Below are 18,074 nucleotides of genomic sequence, written 5' to 3'. Positions count from 1 at the left end.
TGCGGCCGGTTGATGTCTCTGACGTGCTGCTTTACAGAACCGAGGCGGTGTCCAAAAACTTTTTTCAAATTCTCGGTTGACCGGAGCGCGTCCTTGGTTATACTAATCAAGCCTTGAAACAAGGCACACCTCAAATGGCTGGGTAGCTCAGTTGGTAGAGCAGAGGACTGAAAATCCTCGTGTCAGGGGTTCGATTCCCTTCCCCGCCACCTTGAATTGACTAGGACCTCTGCGAAGGGGTCCTTTTCTTTTATGTAGCCCCTGCACGGAATCGAACCCCGCGAGGGCGCGGAGCTGAGGAAACGCGATAGCGTTTGCCAGCGTAGCTCGCAAGGCGCGCAAGCGCCGCAGCGGTCCGTCCGCGCAGCGCGCGGACGCGATTCCCTTCCCCGCCACCTTGAATTGACTAGGACCTCTGCAAAGAGGTCCTTTTCTTTTATGTGGACCCGCGGAAAACGCATCCCAGAATTACAATCCTGAGCGGGATGCGCTTTCCGCTTTAGGGGCGCTTGGGAAAATGCGACCCGGAATGACGTGAAATTACGGGACATGCTTTCCGGTTGGGCCTGCTGGCGGAAAATGCATTCCATTATTGAGCAAAGAAACGGGATGCGCCTTCCGGCGCCTGCCTTCGGCGCGCGTGCACATCTTGGCGTACCATCTCGGGTGTGCCCGCCCAGACATTACTCCTACTTTTGCGCCACTTTGCAGACCGTTCGATCGGCTGTCCGTGTGCGCGGGTATACTCAAAACGATACTTTTCCTATGCAATACGATGCGGGTTCGCCCTGCACGATTCGAAGGGGGCCGTGATGGAGAGGATACTCGGCGTTAATCTCTCTGGCTGGTTTATTCCCGAGCCTTGGGTGACCCCGTCGCTGTACGCGGCGACAGGTGCGTCCAATGCGGCGGAACTGCAAGAAGTCATGGGCACTGCTGCCTATAACGAGCGCATGCGTCGCCATTATGAGACATTCGTAAGCGAAGATGATTTTCGCCGTATGGCGCAGATTGGTCTCAATGCCGTGCGTTTGCCGGTGCCCTGGTATGCCTTTGGCTCGCAGGAGTCCGATGCGTCCTACATTTCGGTTATCGACTACATTGACCGTGCAATTGAGTGGGCTGCCAAGTACGACATTCGCGTGCTGCTCGATCTAGCGACTGTGCCCGGTGGCCAGGGCGATTCCAACGATTCGCCCACCACGCCGGAGGCTGTTGCCGAGTGGCATTCGTCCACCAACGGTCGTCACGTTGCGCTCGACGTGCTGGAGCGTTTGGCCGATCGCTACGGCGAAGCCGAAAGCCTTCTGGGCATTGAGCTGCTGGATACGCCGCAGATGAGTGTCCGCAAGAGCCTCTTTACCATGACGGATGGCATTCCGGCCCACTACCTGCGCAATTTCTATCGCGATGCCTATGAGCTCGTCCGTTCGTTTATGCCCGAGGATAAGATCGTCGTCTTCTCGTCGTCGGGACATCCCGGCGAGTGGAAGCATTTTATGCGCGGCGCCAAGTACAAGAACGTCTACATGGATCTTCACCTGTACCATTACCGCGACGAGCATGCGCTCGACATCACGAGCCCCCGCGGGCTGACGACGGCGATTTCGCGTAACAAGCGCGAGCTTAAAGAAGCGATTTCAACTGGGTTCCCCGTGCTGGTGGGCGAATGGTCGGGCGCGGCGATCTTTGCCAACTCGTCGGTTACGCCCGAGGGCCGCAATGCCTACGAGCGCGTGTTTATCGCCAATCAGCTGGCTTCGTTTGCGCCGGCTGCCGGTTGGTTCTTCCAAACGTGGAAGACCGAGAAACGTATCGCAGCATGGGACGCCCGCGCGGCGCTCGGTACGCTCGAGCGCGGCATGATTGAATAGGTTGATATGACGCAAAACAGCGCCCATACGGGCAAACTCTATGTGGTCGGAACACCCATCGGCAACCTGGGCGACCTGTCTCCGCGCGTTGGCGAGGCGTTTGCCGCCGCCGATGCGATCTGCTGCGAGGACACGCGCGTGACCTCAAAGCTACTGATGCACCTGGGCATTTCCAAGCCGCTTGTCCGTTGCGACGAGAATGTGATCGCCAGCCGCGCCACCGGTCTGGTCGACCGCCTGCTGGCGGGTGAGACCCTTGCCTTTGCCTCGGATGCCGGCATGCCGAGCGTGTCCGATCCCGGCCAGGCGCTGGTCGAGGCGGCGCGTGAGGCCGATGTGCCCGTCGAAGTTATTCCCGGGCCCTCTGCTTGCGTCACAGCGCTCGTTTCGTCCGGTATTCCCTGCGAGCATTTTTTCTTCGAGGGCTTTTTGGGCCGAAAGCACGGCGACCGCGTACGCCGTTTGCAGCGCCTTGCCGTGGTGCCCGGCGCACTCATCTTCTACGAGTCTCCACATCGCATCGTGGCGACGCTCGAGGCCGTGGCGGAGGTCTTTCCCCAGCGTGAGGTTGCCGTCTGCCGCGAACTCACCAAGCTGCACGAGGAGGTCTTGCGCGGGCCCGCCGCCCAGCTTGCCGAGGGGCTGCGTGCTCGCGGCGAAGTAAAGGGCGAGATTGCGCTGGTCATTGCGCCACCGAGCGAAGACGAGGAGGCCGGCATCGTGCCGGTTGGCGCAGCGGCAGCGGATCCCGATGGGGCCCTGCGCGCGGATATCCGCGCCGCGCTCGAGGAGGGGGAGCCCGCCTCTGCGGTGGCCAAGCGCCTGTCTCAGAAGTATTCACGCCGCAAGCGCGATGTCTATGCCATGGTGCTCAATATGCAATAGATGGAGGATATCCAGCCCTTGCGTTAGAATCATCCCCTGTATGCAACGTTTTTCTGGAGGACAAACCCCATGGATCAAAGCAAGCCTTCGTTCTTTATCACGACGCCCATCTACTACGTCAATGCCGATCCGCATCTGGGCACGGCTTATTCCACCATCATCGCCGACGTCCAGGCTCGCTATCGCCGCTCCGCCGGCTATAACGTCAAGTTCCTGACCGGCATGGACGAGCACGGCGAGAAGGTCGCCGAGGCCGCAGCCAAGCATGGCATGACGCCGCAGGAGTGGACCGACAGCCAGGCTCCGCACTTCAAGGAGCTTTGGAGCAAACTCGAGATCTCCAACGACGACTTCATCCGCACCACCGAGCCGCGCCAGCATCATGCGGTGCAGTATCTGTGGGAGCGCATGAAGGAGTCTGGCTACCTGTATAAGGGCAGCTACGACGGTTGGTACTGTGTGCCCGACGAGACTTACTTTACCGACACGCAGGTCCAGAAGGGTGACGAGGAGTACGGCAGCGTCGGCCAGCACCTGTGCCCCGACTGTCATCGTCCGCTCGAGCGCGTGCAGGAGGAGTCCTACTTCTTCAAGCTTTCCGCTTTCCAGGACAAGCTGCTCAAGCTCTATGACGAGCATCCCGATTTCGTCGAGCCTGCATTCCGCATGAACGAGGTGCGTAGCTTTGTCGAGGGCGGCCTCAACGACCTTTCCGTGAGCCGTACGAGCTTTGACTGGGGCATCCAGGTTCCGTTCGATGAGGGCCATGTGACCTATGTGTGGTTCGACGCGCTGCTCAACTACATGACGGCTGTCGGCTACGGTGTCGACACCGACGAGGCCCGTGCCGAGCTGGCCTATCGCTGGCCTGCGCAGTTCCACATTGTGGGCAAGGACATCATTCGCTTCCACTGCGTCATTTGGCCCGCTATGCTCATGGCCATTGGCGAGGCTCTGCCCGAGCACGTCTTTGCCCACGGCTTCCTGACCGTGCGCAATGCCGAGACTGGCAAGGCCGAGAAGATGTCCAAGAGCCGTGGCAACGCCATTGCCCCGCAGGATGTTATCGACATGCTGGGCGTCGAGGGCTATCGCTACTACTTTATGACCGACGTGGTCCCCGGCACCGACGGCGCTATCAGCTTCGATCGCATGGAGCAGGTCTACAACGCCGATCTCGCTAACAGCTGGGGCAACCTCATCTCGCGTTCGCTCAACATGAGCGGCAAGTACTTTGACGGTTGCGCGCCCGCCAAGCCCGCATCGTTCGATGCGTTCGATAACCCGCTGGCAAAGATCGCCGATGGCCTGGCCGAGCGCTACATGGCCAAGATGGACGTGCTCGATTACGGTGGAGCCAAAGACGAGGTTATGGAGCTCATCCACGCCGCCAACCACTACATCGAGGACTCCGAGCCCTGGGCACTTGCCAAGGACGAGGCCAAGGCCGACGAGCTGGCGTTTGTGATCTACAACCTCCTCGAGGCCATCCGCATTGCCGCTCACCTGCTGATGCCGCTCATGCCCCAGACTTCTACCGAGGCCCTGCGCCGCCTGTCGTGCGAGGACGAGGCCGCGAGCGACGACCTCAAGGGCATTTGCGCTTGGGGTTTGCTTGCCGGTGGTCAGCCCGTCGAGAAGGGCGAGCCGCTGTTCCCGCGTCTGGGTTAAGACGCCGCGCGCCATATCGGCAATCTGCTGTTTAGGTGTAAGGGCATGGCCGCAACGGTCCATGCCCTTTTGTTTCAAGACGCCGCCACCATGCTAAGGAGGCAACTATGACAACTTCGCCTTTGGCAAACCCCACGGCAACAAGGGAGCTGCTGGAGGAGTTTGGCCTTGCGACCAAGCATCGCCTGGGCCAGAACTTCCTGATCGACAACCATGTGATCGAGCGTATTTGCGAGCTTTCCGAACTTGCGGGCGATGAGCGCGTGCTCGAGGTTGGTCCGGGCGCTGGAACGCTCACGCTTGCGCTGCTTCAGGAGGCGGCGTGCGTCACGTCGATTGAGGCCGATCCCGAGCTCGAGCCGGTGCTCGATGCCCATGCCGCCGACTATGCCAACTTCCGCTTTATCATGGGCGACGCGCTCAAGGTGTGCCCGGAGCAGATTGAGCAGGCCGCGGGCGGTGAGCCGACGGTATTTGTCGCGAACTTGCCCTATAACGTGGCGGCGACGATCATTCTGCAGTTCTTCCAGACGATGCCCGCGCTCAAACGCGCCGTCGTCATGGTTCAAAAGGAGGTTGCCGATCGCATTGCCGCAACGCCGGGCAATAAGACCTACGGCGGCTATACGGCAAAGCTCGGCCTGTATGCGCAGGTGACGGGTCGCTTTGAGGTGCCGCCGCGCTGCTTTATGCCGGCGCCGCATGTGGATTCGGCCGTCGTGCGCATCGACCGTGTTGACGGCGTAGCGCCCGAGGGGCTTGATCGCGAGTTTGTGGCCCGCGTGATTGACGCTGCGTTTGCTCAGCGTCGCAAGACCATCCGCAATTCCATGAGCGCCAACGGCTTTGCCAAGGACGCGCTCGATGCCGCCTTTGAGGCTTGCGGCATCGCACCCACCACGCGCGCCGAGACGCTTGGCGTTGCCGATTTTGTCCGTCTAGCTCAGGAGCTAATCCATGATGCCTAATGACGAGCGCGTGACGTTTACCAAGAAAAAGAAAACGGTTGCTTGCCCCGTGCCCTTGGCGCCGCTTGCCGATACGCATGCGCACTTGCTCTCGTTTTGGGGCAAGGAAGTACCCGAGACGCTTGTGCGCGCCAAAGCTGCAGGCGTCGACCTGTTGGTGACGATCTTTGATCCCATTGCCGACAAACGCAGCGTGACGGACTATAGCGACTGGCTGGTGCGCGAGATTTTGCCGATGCGGGATATTCCGCAGATAAAGTATCTCGCCGGTGTGCACCCCTATGGTGCGCCGGACTATACCGATGACATTCATGCACAGGTCGTTGCTGCGCTTGATGATCCCTTATGCGTCGGTATCGGCGAGATCGGTCTGGACTACCACATGGATTACGATGACGACATCGCGCCGGCGCCCCACAGCGTGCAGATCGACTGTATGGCGCGCCAACTCGAGGTTGCCGTACGCCGCAATGTGCCGGTAGAGCTGCATCTGCGTCATGAGGACACGGACGAGGAGCGCTCCTCGCATGTGGATGCGTACAACGTGTTGCGCGAGGTCGGCGTGCCCCAGGCCGGTTGCGTACTGCACTGCTTTGGCGAGGATCGCGCCACGATGGAGCGCTTTGTGGATTTGGGTTGTTACATCGCCTATGGCGGCGCGGCCACCTTTAAGCGCAACAATGATGTGCGCGAGGCATTTGCGTCAACCCCGCTCGACCGTATTTTGTTCGAGACGGATTGCCCGTATATGGCTCCGGAGCCCATTCGCGGTCTTGAGTGTGAGCCGGCAATGATTTCCATCACGGCAAACGCGCTGGTCAACGACCGTGTCGATCGTACCGGCGAGAACGCCGAGGCAATTGCGCAAGCTGCGTGGGACAATGCCTGCAAACTTTTTCAAAAATAGTTCTTGCGTTCACGGTGGCGCTCCGTTATTCTAATTCCTGCACGCGGGCGTGGCGGAATTGGCAGACGCGTACGGTTCAGGTCCGTATGGGGGCAACCCCATGAAGGTTCAAGTCCTTTCGCCCGCACCATTGATTGAAAGAGCTCCCAGCAATGGGAGCTTTTTTGTTATGGGCTTCCTGATGGTGTCACATGGCTGCTTTGTGCGGGTATCCTAGTGCCAACGTGTGCCCATCGGAGGAGAGACCATGCTGTTATCCGGTATTATCGCTGCCCTTACGAGCCTTCTACTTCCCATCATCATTTTGTTGCTACTGCTTCCCAACGCCTGCTATGTCGTTGAACAGCAGCATGCTGTGATCATCGAGCGCCTGGGCAAGTTTAACCGCATCGTCAACGCGGGTTTCCACATGAAGGTGCCCGTGATCGACCGCAAGGCCGCCACGGTGAGTCTGCGCACCATGAAAAACGGTTTTGGGATCGACGTTAAGACCCAGGACAACGTGACTATCGGCCTTGAGGTCTCTGCTCAGTACCACGTGAGCTATGACATGGGAGCCGGCCCGGCAGATTCGGGCATCTACAAGAGCTACTACATGCTGCAGGAGCCCGTCGACCAGATGCGCGACTTCATTACCGATGCCCTGCGCTCTTCCATCCCTGTCTATACCCTTGATGAGGTCTTTGCCAAGAAGGATGACATTGCCAAGGACGTCAACGCCACCGTATCCGAGCAGATGGCCGCCTACGGCTTTACCCTCGTGTCGACGCTCATCACCAAGATCGCGCTGCCGACCGAGGTCGAGAACTCTATGAATGACATCAACGCCGCCCAGCGTAAGCGCGCTGCTGCGCAGGAGCTCGCTGAGGCCGACCGCATCAAGCGCGTTACCGAGGCGACTGCCGAGGCCGAGGCAATGGAAAAGGCGGGCGAAGGCATCGCCAACCAGCGCAAGGCCATCGCGCTGGGTATCAAGGATTCGCTCGAGATTATCCAGGAGACGGGCGTCGGCAACGATGAGGCCAACCAGCTGTTCATGTTTACGCAATGGTCCGAGATGATGACGGAGTTCGCTCGCACGGGTAAAACATCGACGGTCGTGCTGCCGAGCGACTTTTCGCAGTCGGCCTCTATGTTCGAGCAGATGCTGACCGCCGGCAAAGTTCAAAACGATTCGAAGGAGTAGGCGCGCGTGAAGTGCACCGTTGTATGCGTCGGTAAGCTCAAAGAGCGTTTTTGGAAGGATGCCTGCGCCGAGTACACCAAGCGCCTAGGCGCCTATGCCAAGGTGGATATGCGCGAGGTGGCCGATATCGACCCGGCCAAGGCGGGCGGCGTGGATGCCGCGCGCGACAAGGAGGGAGCGGCGATTCTTGCAGCCCTGCCGCCCCGAGCGCATGTGATCCTGCTGGCCATTGAGGGCAAAGAGCGCTCGAGTGAGGAACTCTCGGCGCGGCTCGATGATCTTATGTTGCGAGGCAACAGCGACATCGCCTTTGTGATTGGCGGATCGGACGGCGTGAGCGACGATGTTCGCTCACGAGCTGACGAAATGCTCAGCTTTGGACGCATTACCTTGCCGCATAACTTGGCGCGCGTGGTGCTGCTGGAGCAGGTCTACCGCGCCTGCAAGATTAGCCGTGGTGAGCCGTATCACAAATAGGTCGGCAACACGAAACAATGCCGTGGGACAATAGCTCTCGATTTGAAGAACCTGTCTGAGAGGACTATGAGATATGAAGATTGGATTTGTCGGTTTTGGCAATATGGCGAGCGCTATGGCCGATGGCTGGATTGCCGCCGGTGTGGCTGCGAGCGACATGTGTGCCTGCGCGGGCCGCTACGATGCCCTGGTTGAGCGCTGTGAGGCGCGTGGGATACTTGCCTGTCGTGATGCGGCGGAGGTTGTCGCTGTATCCGATATCGTGGTTGCTGCGGTCAAGCCGTACATGATCGAGAAGGTCTTCGCTCCGCTCAAGGATACTCTTGCCGATAAGGTCGTCCTTTCGGTCGCCTGGACTTGGGACAGTGCCAAGTGGGAGCAGGTCCTGCCGGGTGTCGCGCACATCTCGACGGTCCCCAATACACCGGTTTCGGTGGGCGAGGGCGTCATCGCCTGTGAGAAGTCCTCTACGCTCAACGGCGAGCAGCGTGCCGTGGTGCTCGATCTGCTCGGAAAGATTGGCACTGTCGTTGAGCTCGATACGAGCTTGCTGTTTGTGGGCGGTACCGTGGGCGGTTGCGCCCCGGCATTTGTTGCCATGGCGATTGAGGCCCTGGGCGACGCGGCCGTCAAGCACGGCATTCCGCGCGCCGACGCCTATCGCATTGTGAGCCAGATGGTTCTGGGTACGGCGAAACTGCAGCTTGCAACTGGGCAGCATCCTGCGGCGATGAAGGATGCCGTGTGCTCGCCCGGCGGCGCAACCATCAAGGGCGTCGTCGCGCTCGAGGACGCCGGCATGCGCAGCGCCCTGGTCAAGGCCATCGACGCCACCCTTCAGTAAACCTGCCATTTAGGGACAGGTTTATTTTGGCAGGTTTTTCCTGCGGTTTTATCTCTATAGCGAAAAGCGCCCCGCAACCGGGTTGATACCGGTTGCGGGGCGCTTGCGTTTGCCCAGATAAAACCGACCAAAATAAACCTGTCCCTAAATGGCAGGTTAGTCCCAGAAGCTGTCTTGATCTTCTTCGGATTTGGGCCCGCGGTCGACGTAGAGCTTATGGGTGCGCTTCTCCATTACAAAGGCAAGAATCGCAAACAGCAGGATGCCGCCGGCGAAAAGGATGGCAAAACCGGTGCGGGTGCCAAACAAAAAGGAAAAAACTGCGTCCATTGGGTGCCTTCTTGCGTAGTTGAGTTGGGTCGTAAACGCTCATAAGTATATACTTGCCCATACATGTACAAGGTTGCAACCTAAATGGAATGTATATCGCCGGAGGATCTAATGCTTGATATCAAGTTTGTTCGCGAGAACCCCGATGCCATCGATACCGCCATGGCTAACCGCCAGACGTCTTGGGATCGCGAGAAGTTCTTTGAGCTCGACGATGAGCGTCGTGCCGTCATCACCGAGGTCGAGGAGCTCCAGGCCACGCGTAATGCCGAGTCCAAGAAGATCGGCGCCCTGATGAAGGAGGGCAAGAAGGACGAGGCCGAGGCCGCCAAGGAGGCCGTGCGCGCCGTCAACGAGAAGATCGACGGTCTGGCCGAGCGCCGCACCGCTCTCGAGCAGGAGCAGTACGACTTTATGGCTCACCTGCCCAACATTCCCTGCGAGGCCACCCCGTACGGCAAGGACGAGGACGAGAACATCGAGCGCCGTCGTTGGGGCACCCCGCGTGAGTTCGACTTCTACTTTAAACCGCACTGGGATCTGGGCACCGACCTCGACATCCTCGACTTCGAGCGTGGCAACAAGCTCTCCGGTAGCCGCTTCACCGTTCTCGGTGGCGCCGGCGCCCGTCTGGAGCGCGCCCTCATCAACTTCTTCCTCGATACGCACACCAGCCGTGGTTTTAAGGAGTGGTGGCCGCCCATCGTCGTCAAGCGCCAGACCATGTTTGGCACGGGCCAGCTGCCCAAGTTCGAGGACGACGCCTATCATGTCTCGGGCGATAACTTCCTGATCCCCACCGCCGAGGTCGTGCTTACCAACCTGCACGCCGGCGAGGTTCTCGATGCCGACACCCTGCCGCGCCGCTACACCGCCTTCACCCCCTGCTTCCGCGAGGAGGCCGGCTCCGCTGGTCGCGACACCCGCGGCATCATCCGCCAGCACGAGTTCGACAAGGTCGAGATGGTCAAGTTTGCCAAGCCGGAGGAGTCCGACGAGGAGCTCGAGAGCATGACCGCCGAGGCCGAGTTCCTGCTTCAGCAGCTGGGTCTTCCGTATCGCGTGATTAGCCTGTGCACCGGCGACCTGGGCTTCTCTGCCCGTCAGACCTACGACATCGAGGTCTGGCTGCCGAGCTACAACGCCTACAAGGAGATTAGCTCCTGCTCCAACTGCGGCGACTTCCAGGCCCGCCGCGCCAACATCAAGTATCGCGATCCCGAGAACTTCAAGGGCTCGCGCTACCTGCACACCCTTAACGGTTCCGGTCTGCCGGCTGGCCGCACCATGGCCGCCATTCTGGAGAACTACCAGAACGCCGACGGCACCATTACGATCCCCGAGGTTCTGCGTCCTTACATGGGCGGCCTCGAGAAGATCGAGCCGGTCGCGTAGGTTTGCTGCATAAGCGATTTGCGGGGGCGCCCCTATCCGGGGCGCCTTTTTTGTGCGCGGAGCCTTACCATGTCGCGCGGACAGCTCAATAGAAAATACACGAACAAATGTTCTATATACGGTCGTCTACCTGCTATGCTTTTACTAGATACGCGCGAGAGAAGGGGGATGTGATGGACCTGTTTGATGAGCGGGTAGTTTTGTTTGAGAGCGATGAAGGTGGGGAGCACCTGCTAGTTACGTGTGAGCCATCGGGTATGGGTGGCTTGGTGGTGAGGCAAACGAGTGAGGGTCCGTTGACCCAATGGTGCTTTGAGGAGTCGCCACATGTAGTTGAGACCTTTGTGACGCACGAAGGGCTTGCAACACTCGAACGGTTCTATGGAGTCGGGACTTCTAACCAGGTGGCACGCATGCTGAGTATCTCGTTTGCCGAGTATGATTGCGCCCAGCAGGTGCGCTCGCTATTGAAGGAACTCGGTGTTGGGTTCGATGTGGTTGAAAAGCCAATCGATCGTATGGGAAACGGTGATACATGCGGAGCTGCATGAGGAAAATGGTCTAGAAAAAAATCAAGATTGTGCTTGACTCCAATTAACTAAAATGGTTTCATATGTCTTGCGCTGCGGCGTTACCTCAGCTGGATAGAGGGTCTGACTACGAATCAGAACGTCATAGGTTCGAATCCTATACGCCGCACCAATTGAACTTGAAGCCTCCGGCAACGGGGGCTTTTCTTTTTTGGAAGCCATGCATGGATTCGAACCTCGGTCGAGGCGCGAGCGTAAAGAAAACGCGGAGCGTTTTTAGCGAGCGGGCGAGCGCGCCGGCAGGCGGGCGAAGCCGGTGCGGATCCGCGAAGCGGATGCGCGGAATCCTATACGCCGCGCCAATCGAACTTGAAGCTCCCGGCAACGGGGGCTTTTCTTTTTTGGAAGCCATGCATGGATTCGAACCTCGGTCGAGGCGCGAGCAGCATAATCATCACATCGTAAAATTTTTTCAAATTGTCGCTTGACCCGTCGGGGCCTCGCGTGCATAATAATCCGTGCGTTGCGGCGTTACCTCAGCTGGATAGAGGGTCTGACTACGAATCAGAACGTCATAGGTTCGAATCCTATACGCCGCACCAATTGACTTTAAAGCTCCCGGCAACGGGGGCTTTTCTTTTTTGGAAGCCATGCATGGATTCGAACCTCGGTCGAGGCGCGAGCGTAAAGAAAACGCGGAGCGTTTTTAGCGAGCGGGCGAGCGCGCCGGCAGGCGGGCGAAGCCGGTGCGGATCCGCGAAGCGGATGCGCGGAATCCTATACGCCGCACCAATCGAGCTTAAAGCCTCCGGCAACGGGGGCTTTTCTTTTACGCCGCCATTCGACCCCAGACACTCGACTGGAATCGTGCGCCTCCGCCCGCGGGAGACTATTTCTTATCGACTCGTGTAAGATTCCGAGTAGATGTCGCGGTCCATCCGCGACCACTCCTTCGCTATACGACCGATCAGGGTGATATTTCGTGGCAGAGCGTCCGACATACAAGCTCAGGTTTCTCGACCCCAAAAAGCGTTTTCCATCGATGCCAGAGCAACCCGCGGGGCGCTCGTATGGTGTTGTCTGGAAAGTTTTTGGCGAGGATCCTAAAGAGTCTTGCTACGTCGTCGAATTCGTAGGCAAAAGCCACATATCGCTTTTGGGCTACGTGAGCGTGTCAGGTGAGGTCTATAAGGTTGACGGCCCTGTTCAGAAAGTGCCATTGCCCAAGAGCCCCGAAATGAAATTGGTCCTTGACGAGTCCGATTCCAGTGTTGGCGAGATTTTGGTGCGGGGAGCCAACGGTGCAATGCGCGCTTGCGCGCGAACGGCCGGCTCTCCCGAAGGGCCCATGCGTGAGCAGTCCGACCACGAGACATGGAATTCGAGCCGTGCTCTCCCTTATGGCGAGTTTATGGCCTCGATGTTCTTGCGCTACGTGATATTTGCCGACCCCAAAAACGCCCTTGCGAACACGGTACCTGCCGACGAGCTCGATGAGGGTATAAAAAACACCGCCAACAAGATCAAACTCGTAAAGTTGCCCGAGCCGGTCGAGGTGTTTTTGGGCTTTAACACGGCACCGCTCCCCGATGCTATCGAGACGCTGCTCTACCGCGTTGACCATGCCGATAATCCGAGTGGTATCGAGCGTTATGCCGCCGCCCTTATGAGCGAGGTCGATTTGCCCCGACTGCGCACCATCGCTGCCAAGTCCGAGATGGGCCTAGCGCGTATCGACCGCTCAAAGCTGTTCTATCTCAATTTTGATCGTAGCCTGCTGGACCAAGACGAGATTGACATGCTGCTTGCTATCGAGTGTCGTCTTAACCGCCTCTCCGGCATCCTTGAGCGCATCGGGGCCGGATTGGCCCCTGCGGCATCCTCGCCGAGCCTTGAGGGCTGCGCGCTCTTTGACGCGTGGCATATCGCCAAGACGACCAGCGATGTTCCCCGACTGCTCGATACGGCCTCGAGTGACAACCCGTGGGGCAAACCGGGTACGGTAGCTTGCCAGCCAGGCGGTGAGTGGGACGTGCGCACCCGTTTTGCGCGCGCGGTCGAAGCCCTCAACGTGGTCACGCGGCTTGACTATACCTATCGGGCAAACGTTGCCGAGGGGATTATGCTCGTTCGGTTTGGGCGCTCGGTCGTGGATGCCATGCCTCAACGTGAATACGACGCCCAGGATGACGTCTGGCGTGAGTTGGACGAGGACGTACGTGCGATTTGGGCCACCGAGCACGATGCGCGCGTGGCGCTCACGCTAGCAGCGGCTTGTTTTGCTGCCGGTGCCAGCATTACGCGCTGCTACGTTCAGATTGCGGCTCCCGATGGCGAGCAGGGCGAGCGCATTGTTGCAACATATTCCTTTGGGCGTGCGGCCTATCTGGCCAATTGCGTTCCCGCCGCTAAGAATTTTGAAAGCATGGATATGGATGATATGCCGTGCAAGCGCATGCTTGAGGCATATGAGTCGGACGCGCCGGATGCGATTGAGCCCGCTGAGGTTCATGCTCGCCCGCGTGACGACCACCGTTCGCTGCCGCCGGCGTTGCGCGACCTGCTGCTTGCCGATACGGCTGATGAGCTTGAGGTTATGGAGGAGGGCGATGACCCGTATGTGGCGCGCGTCGCTGAGTTGCGCGAGCGGGCAAAAGTCGACCGCGCGGGTGCGTTTGAGGGCTTTTCCCGTCTTGTTGAGGAGCTGGAGGCCAAGTGCGCCGTTGCCGAGCTTTTGGCGACAGGACCGGTCCAGACGCAGTTTTGCGACAACCAACTGGTGCGTATGGTACTGCCGGTAATGGAGGAAGACCGCTCCGTTCGTATTTTGCGCGCTCCCGATGCGCTGTACTTTGCCCAGCATGAGATTTGCAGCTTTTACGCCGATCAGGAGGATTTTGAGCGGGCATTGCCCGAGGTGCGTCATCTTTACGATCTGGCGCGCTCATCCATGCAATCACACTTTGCACTCATCAACGTTCTGGCGCGTTTGGAGCGCTATGACGAGGTCATTGAGGTGGCGCGCCACGGCCTGCGCATTGCCAGCGACCGTTCCTCAATCGGCTACCTGTTCTATCGCCTAGCGTTTGCCTACTGGAACTGCGATCAGCTCGAGCTGGCGTTGGCGTGCTACCGCTTGGTACCGCGTGGCGAGGAGTCGGGTAGCAACGCACTGGAGGAAATGCAGGGCCTTATGAACGAGATGGGTGTCAATGAGCCACCGACGTTCGAGGAAGCGGTTGAGACCATCAGTAAGGCGGGGCTCGAACTGCCGCCGGTGCCCGCCGTGTCCAACCAGCTGGCAGACGCTGCTGTGCAGCTGGTCGATAACGGTTTCTTTTTCCTGGCACGCGTCTGCATCTTCCAAATGTGGCGCACGATGGGAAACGATGAGCTCGGCTCCCTCAGCAGGTCGTTGGGATAGGGGTTTGATTTATGGGGGAGGAAAGCCTGCCGGCCAATTATCAAAATTTCCCCTTGCCCGGATTCGAGTGTTTGGTTACTATGGAACGGCTGTTACGGAGAGCTGACCGAGAGGCCGAAGGTGCTCGCCTGCTAAGCGAGTATGCCCCAAAAGGGCATCTGGGGTTCGAATCCCCAGCTCTCCGCCAGTACGAATTTGAAAAAGGGCTCCGTAAGGGGCCCTTTTTGGTATAGAGAACGTTAGCTGGGGATTCGAACCCTCAAAAAATGAGGCGCCCCGTTGGACGCCTCATTTGGTTCGATGTGATATCGCTTTGGCCCTACACCTCAGGAGCCTTGGCTACGGTCTCGCTCTCGGCTGTGAGCGGGCGGTTGTCGATGCGGCGGCCCAGGCGGTCGAGCTTCACGAGCAGCCACTCGATGGGATTGGGCCCCGTTCCTTCCTCGTCGGCAACCAGGTCCATGACGGCAATCTTGGTGCCGTCCTGCTTAAGCGTAACGCTGCCCACCTTATCGCCAACATGCACCGTGCCCGAAAGGTCATCGTAGCTAACCTTTTCGGTCACTTCGCCGGCGAGTGAGAACACCGTTGCCTGCGCGGTGGGGTCGGCAAGCGTGGCGTCGATCGTTTTGTCTGTCCAGTCGGTTTGACTGACACGTGCCATCAGCGGATTTCCGTTGGCGGTCTTCTTTTGCGTATTGGCGATTTCGACCGTTACCTTGTGGTCGTAATACCAACTAGCAAGTGTGGCCGTATCGGCAAAACGCTGGTCGGTGGTGCTGGAGTTCAAGACAACGGTATAGATCTCGTCGCCATCGCGATTGTAGGCGCTTGCAAAGCAGTATCCGGCATCGTCGGTGGTGCCGGTCTTACCGCCGATATTGCCGTCTTGGTCCAATAAATCATTGTGCGTATCCATGGAATGCGAATGATCGGAGCCGTCGGCGCCCGTCACTTCGATCCAGGGATCTTTGCTCGCCATGACTTCGCGAATCGTGTCGTCCTTCATGGCCTCTTGCATCATCAATGCCACATCGTGTGCGGTTGAATGCATATCGCCGGCCCATTCGTCAAAATCCAGCCCGTGCGGGTTCTCGAAGAGCGTTCCCGTGCAGCCGAGCTTCTTGGCCCGCTCGTTCATGGCTTTTACAAACGTAGCGACGGCATCTTTGGTCTTGGGGTCAAGTTTTTTGCCCACGTGCTCGGCAAGCGCGATGGCGGCGTCGTTGCCTGAGGGGATCATCAGGCCGCGCAGCGCTTGCTCGACGGTGAGCTCGTCGCCTTCGAGGAGTCCCGCGGTCGAGTTGCCTACGGCTGCCGCCGCGTTGCTCACGGTGATTTTCTCGTCCATTTTGCAGTTCTCGACCGCGAGGATTGCAGTCATGACCTTGGTGATCGAGGCGATTTTGACTTGCTCGTCGGCGCTACGGGCATAGTAGACGGTGCCGTTTTTACCCATGACAAACGCATTGGAGGCATCGATATCGGGCAGGTCTTCGGCTGCAATGCCGCGTGCATCGGCGGCTTTGCCGCAGATGTTATCGGTCGTGAGCACTTGGGCGCCGGCGACGGACGGAATACCGGCGACAAGGGCGACGGCGCAGGCAAGGCCAACGGTCAGCTGCGCGGAACGCTTTACAAGAGGGGTAAGATGCTTCACTGATTTCGCTTTCGACGGGATGGTCTCCTTTGGCTCTAGAGTATATCGTTTACCGGCTGTGCCGCTTGGGGTTTGGCGCGTGCGGTTTATCTTCGTGTCTGAGCGGACGCTTGGGTGTGCACGGTCGATATGATTGCCCGTCGCGTATCGAGGAGGTCCTTACAAATACTTGACAATACGCTCACGCATATATGAGCTGCGATTTTTACTATCGATACTGCTGATTTGATATCGATGTGGAGGTATGCGGTATGACGGCTGCTGCGGCTGTGGGGCCCACGGAGCTCGAGGAGCTAATGGAAGCGCAGGCCGAGGCCGCGCATGAGCGCGAAGTTGGAGATGCGACTCGCCCCACGGCAGAGGACCTTGCCGCCTCGCCGACGCGCATCGATGTCGAGGGCCTCGACCTGTTCTATGGCGATCACCACGCGCTTAAGGATGTGTCCATCAAGATCCGCGACAAGCAGATTACCTCGTTTATCGGTCCTTCGGGCTGCGGCAAGTCGACGTTGCTGCGTTGCTTTAACCGCATGAACGATGGCATCAAGGACTGCCGCATCGAGGGCAAGATTGCGCTCGATGGTCAAGATATCCTGGGCGATTACGATATCTGCCGCCTTCGCCAGCGCGTGGGCATGGTGTTCCAGCGCCCCAACCCGTTTCCCATGAGCATCTACGACAACGTCGCCTACGGCCCTCGCGGTATGGGTGTGCGCGATCGCGCCGTGCTGGATGAGCTGGTCGAGGACTCCCTGCGCCGCGCTGCCCTGTGGGACGAAGTCAAGGACAAGCTCAAAAAGTCGGGCCTGGGTCTTTCGGGTGGACAGCAGCAGCGCCTGTGCATCGCCCGCGCACTTGCCGTGCAGCCCGATATTCTGCTGATGGACGAGCCGACCTCGGCGCTCGATCCCGTGTCGACGCTCGTGGTGGAGCAGCTGGCCTGCGAGCTCAAAGAGACCTGCACGCTCGTGGTCGTTACACACAATATGCAGCAGGCGGCGCGCATATCCGATTCCGTCGCGTTTTTCTTGCTAGGTGAGTTGGTGGAGCACGTGCCCACCGCTCAGCTTTTCAAAAATCCTACCGACCCGCGTACGGCGGATTATTTGACGGGGCGTTTTGGCTGATACCATCTAGTAAAGGTACCTTTAGGATTAAGATGCGGTCATGCCGGCCGCAAAGGGGTTCAACATGATCTATTACGTCGAGGACGATGACAACATCAGGGATTTGACGGTCTATGCGCTGCGCAAGCAGGGGATCGAGGCCGAAGGCTTTTCGTGCGACGGTGAGTTTAAGGCTGCCGTGGCGCGACGGGTGCCCGATGCCGTGCTGCTCGATATCATGCTGCCCGATACCGATGGCTTGGCGATTATGCGTCGCCTGCGTGCCGATCGCCTGACGGAGACGGTGCCCATCATGATGCTTACCGCCAAGGATACCGAGCTCGACAAGGTGATGGCGCTCGATGGCGGTGCCGACGATTACCTGACTAAGCCGTTTTCGCTCATGGAGCTTGCGAGCCGCTGCCGCGCACTGCTGCGTCGCGGCGGCATGGTCAAGCAGGCGAGCGATGTGCTCAGCGTGGGCGATATCGTGCTTTCGCCCAGCCATCGCGAGGTGACCGTTGCCGGCGAGCCGCTTAAGCTCACCCTGCGCGAGTTCGACCTGCTCGAGTACCTCATGCGCAAGCCCGGCGTGGTCTTTACCCGCGAGTCGTTGCTGCAGAGCGTGTGGGGTTGGGATTTCGACGGCGGTTCGCGCACCGTTGACGTGCACGTGCAGACGCTTCGCCAAAAACTGGGCGAGCATGCCAGTGCCATCGAGACCGTGCGCGGCGTGGGCTACCGTTTGGCCGAGCCTTCTGCCGGTGACGGTGCCGAAGGTGACGACACCGCGGCCACCGCATCGGAGGAGTAACCC

The 18,074-nt window shown here is 59.1% G+C and carries 15 protein-coding genes and 5 tRNA genes; 18 read left to right on the top strand and 2 right to left on the bottom strand.

Annotation, left to right across the window (positions count from 1 at the left end):
- Positions 1–136 precede the first annotated feature (136 nt).
- From ACTM86_RS03975 to proC, 10 genes are all read left to right on the top strand, one after another.
- A tRNA-Phe gene (locus tag ACTM86_RS03975) sits at positions 137–209 on the top strand.
- A 603-nt stretch (positions 210–812) separates the two neighbouring features.
- On the top strand, positions 813–1,874 hold the full coding sequence (locus ACTM86_RS03970; protein WP_441015655.1) for a glycoside hydrolase family 5 protein: 1,062 nt from the start codon (positions 813–815) through the stop codon (positions 1,872–1,874).
- A gap of 6 nt (positions 1,875–1,880) precedes the next feature.
- On the top strand, positions 1,881–2,759 hold the full coding sequence (gene rsmI / locus ACTM86_RS03965; RefSeq protein ID WP_441015658.1) for a 16S rRNA (cytidine(1402)-2'-O)-methyltransferase: 879 nt from the start codon (positions 1,881–1,883) through the stop codon (positions 2,757–2,759).
- A gap of 69 nt (positions 2,760–2,828) precedes the next feature.
- On the top strand, positions 2,829–4,430 hold the full coding sequence (gene metG, locus ACTM86_RS03960; RefSeq protein WP_154517665.1) for a methionine--tRNA ligase: 1,602 nt from the start codon (positions 2,829–2,831) through the stop codon (positions 4,428–4,430).
- 107 nt (positions 4,431–4,537) lie between these two features.
- Positions 4,538–5,398 (top strand): 16S rRNA (adenine(1518)-N(6)/adenine(1519)-N(6))-dimethyltransferase RsmA, encoded by an 861-nt coding sequence (gene rsmA, locus ACTM86_RS03955; RefSeq protein WP_441015660.1) that lies wholly within the window; start codon positions 4,538–4,540, stop codon positions 5,396–5,398.
- Entirely contained in the window at positions 5,388–6,305 is a 918-nt protein-coding gene (locus ACTM86_RS03950; RefSeq protein ID WP_441015663.1) for a TatD family hydrolase, read from the top strand. The genes rsmA and ACTM86_RS03950 overlap by 11 nt, the downstream gene beginning before the upstream one ends.
- A gap of 43 nt (positions 6,306–6,348) precedes the next feature.
- A tRNA-Leu gene (locus ACTM86_RS03945) sits at positions 6,349–6,435 on the top strand.
- 117 nt (positions 6,436–6,552) lie between these two features.
- A complete protein-coding gene (locus ACTM86_RS03940; protein WP_117848150.1) occupies positions 6,553–7,491 on the top strand; it encodes an SPFH domain-containing protein in 939 nt (312 codons plus the stop codon).
- Positions 7,492–7,497: 6 nt separating this feature from the next.
- Complete coding sequence (gene rlmH, locus ACTM86_RS03935; RefSeq protein WP_370450649.1) at positions 7,498–7,968, top strand: 23S rRNA (pseudouridine(1915)-N(3))-methyltransferase RlmH; 471 nt, start codon at positions 7,498–7,500, stop codon at positions 7,966–7,968.
- 73 nt (positions 7,969–8,041) lie between these two features.
- The gene (gene proC / locus ACTM86_RS03930) at positions 8,042–8,812 is read left to right on the top strand and encodes a pyrroline-5-carboxylate reductase (RefSeq protein ID WP_441015666.1); all 771 of its coding nucleotides are present in this window, start codon (positions 8,042–8,044) and stop codon (positions 8,810–8,812) included.
- A 156-nt stretch (positions 8,813–8,968) separates the two neighbouring features.
- Here proC and ACTM86_RS03925 read toward each other — a convergent pair whose 3' ends face one another.
- Positions 8,969–9,142 (bottom strand): DUF6724 family protein, encoded by a 174-nt coding sequence (locus tag ACTM86_RS03925; protein WP_195838594.1) that lies wholly within the window; start codon positions 9,140–9,142, stop codon positions 8,969–8,971.
- Between the two features lie 111 nt (positions 9,143–9,253).
- Here ACTM86_RS03925 and serS point away from each other — a divergent pair, with 111 nt between their 5' ends.
- The 6 genes from serS (at position 9,254) to ACTM86_RS03895 (ending at position 14,678) form a co-directional block, all read left to right on the top strand.
- On the top strand, positions 9,254–10,537 hold the full coding sequence (gene serS / locus ACTM86_RS03920) for a serine--tRNA ligase (protein ID WP_441015669.1): 1,284 nt from the start codon (positions 9,254–9,256) through the stop codon (positions 10,535–10,537).
- Between the two features lie 173 nt (positions 10,538–10,710).
- A complete protein-coding gene (locus ACTM86_RS03915) occupies positions 10,711–11,088 on the top strand; it encodes a hypothetical protein (RefSeq protein ID WP_441015672.1) in 378 nt (125 codons plus the stop codon).
- A 74-nt stretch (positions 11,089–11,162) separates the two neighbouring features.
- Positions 11,163–11,239, top strand: a tRNA-Arg gene (locus ACTM86_RS03910).
- A 353-nt stretch (positions 11,240–11,592) separates the two neighbouring features.
- A tRNA-Arg gene (locus ACTM86_RS03905) sits at positions 11,593–11,669 on the top strand.
- Positions 11,670–12,304: 635 nt separating this feature from the next.
- Positions 12,305–14,491: a tetratricopeptide repeat protein gene (locus ACTM86_RS03900; protein WP_441015675.1), complete on the top strand. Its 2,187-nt coding sequence runs from the start codon at positions 12,305–12,307 to the stop codon at positions 14,489–14,491.
- 96 nt (positions 14,492–14,587) lie between these two features.
- Positions 14,588–14,678: transfer RNA gene (locus tag ACTM86_RS03895), tRNA-Ser, on the top strand.
- A 132-nt stretch (positions 14,679–14,810) separates the two neighbouring features.
- On the opposite strand, the gene ACTM86_RS03890 is transcribed toward ACTM86_RS03895, so the two are convergent.
- Entirely contained in the window at positions 14,811–16,151 is a 1,341-nt protein-coding gene (locus ACTM86_RS03890; RefSeq protein ID WP_441015677.1) for a D-alanyl-D-alanine carboxypeptidase family protein, read from the bottom strand.
- A 251-nt stretch (positions 16,152–16,402) separates the two neighbouring features.
- Here ACTM86_RS03890 and pstB point away from each other — a divergent pair, with 251 nt between their 5' ends.
- Complete coding sequence (gene pstB, locus ACTM86_RS03885; RefSeq protein ID WP_441015680.1) at positions 16,403–17,278, top strand: phosphate ABC transporter ATP-binding protein PstB; 876 nt, start codon at positions 16,403–16,405, stop codon at positions 17,276–17,278.
- A gap of 64 nt (positions 17,279–17,342) precedes the next feature.
- Positions 17,343–18,071, top strand: a complete 729-nt coding sequence (locus ACTM86_RS03880) for a response regulator transcription factor (protein ID WP_154517679.1) — start codon at positions 17,343–17,345, stop codon at positions 18,069–18,071.
- The last annotated feature ends 3 nt before the right edge of the window (positions 18,072–18,074 follow it).

This window comes from Collinsella sp. HCP3S3_E11 (assembly GCF_052067375.1).
GTDB lineage: Bacteria > Actinomycetota > Coriobacteriia > Coriobacteriales > Coriobacteriaceae > Collinsella.
The sequence above is the reverse complement of the archived record's forward strand: the minus strand, read 5'-3'. Positions and strand labels throughout refer to the sequence as shown.

Bases quoted from the DNA above. Each gene is read 5' to 3' on its own strand.
- ACTM86_RS03970 (WP_441015655.1), top strand. From the start codon at position 813: ATGGAGAGGATACTCGGCGTTAATCTCTCTGGCTGGTTTATTCCCGAG.
- rsmI (WP_441015658.1), top strand. From the start codon at position 1,881: ATGACGCAAAACAGCGCCCATACGGGCAAACTCTATGTGGTCGGAACA.
- metG (WP_154517665.1), top strand. From the start codon at position 2,829: ATGGATCAAAGCAAGCCTTCGTTCTTTATCACGACGCCCATCTACTAC.
- rsmA (WP_441015660.1), top strand. From the start codon at position 4,538: ATGACAACTTCGCCTTTGGCAAACCCCACGGCAACAAGGGAGCTGCTG.
- ACTM86_RS03950 (WP_441015663.1), top strand. From the start codon at position 5,388: ATGATGCCTAATGACGAGCGCGTGACGTTTACCAAGAAAAAGAAAACG.
- ACTM86_RS03940 (WP_117848150.1), top strand. From the start codon at position 6,553: ATGCTGTTATCCGGTATTATCGCTGCCCTTACGAGCCTTCTACTTCCC.
- proC (WP_441015666.1), top strand. From the start codon at position 8,042: ATGAAGATTGGATTTGTCGGTTTTGGCAATATGGCGAGCGCTATGGCC.
- ACTM86_RS03925 (WP_195838594.1), bottom strand. From the start codon at position 9,142: ATGGACGCAGTTTTTTCCTTTTTGTTTGGCACCCGCACCGGTTTTGCC.
- serS (WP_441015669.1), top strand. From the start codon at position 9,254: ATGCTTGATATCAAGTTTGTTCGCGAGAACCCCGATGCCATCGATACC.
- ACTM86_RS03915 (WP_441015672.1), top strand. From the start codon at position 10,711: ATGGACCTGTTTGATGAGCGGGTAGTTTTGTTTGAGAGCGATGAAGGT.
- ACTM86_RS03900 (WP_441015675.1), top strand. From the start codon at position 12,305: ATGAAATTGGTCCTTGACGAGTCCGATTCCAGTGTTGGCGAGATTTTG.
- pstB (WP_441015680.1), top strand. From the start codon at position 16,403: ATGACGGCTGCTGCGGCTGTGGGGCCCACGGAGCTCGAGGAGCTAATG.
- ACTM86_RS03880 (WP_154517679.1), top strand. From the start codon at position 17,343: ATGATCTATTACGTCGAGGACGATGACAACATCAGGGATTTGACGGTC.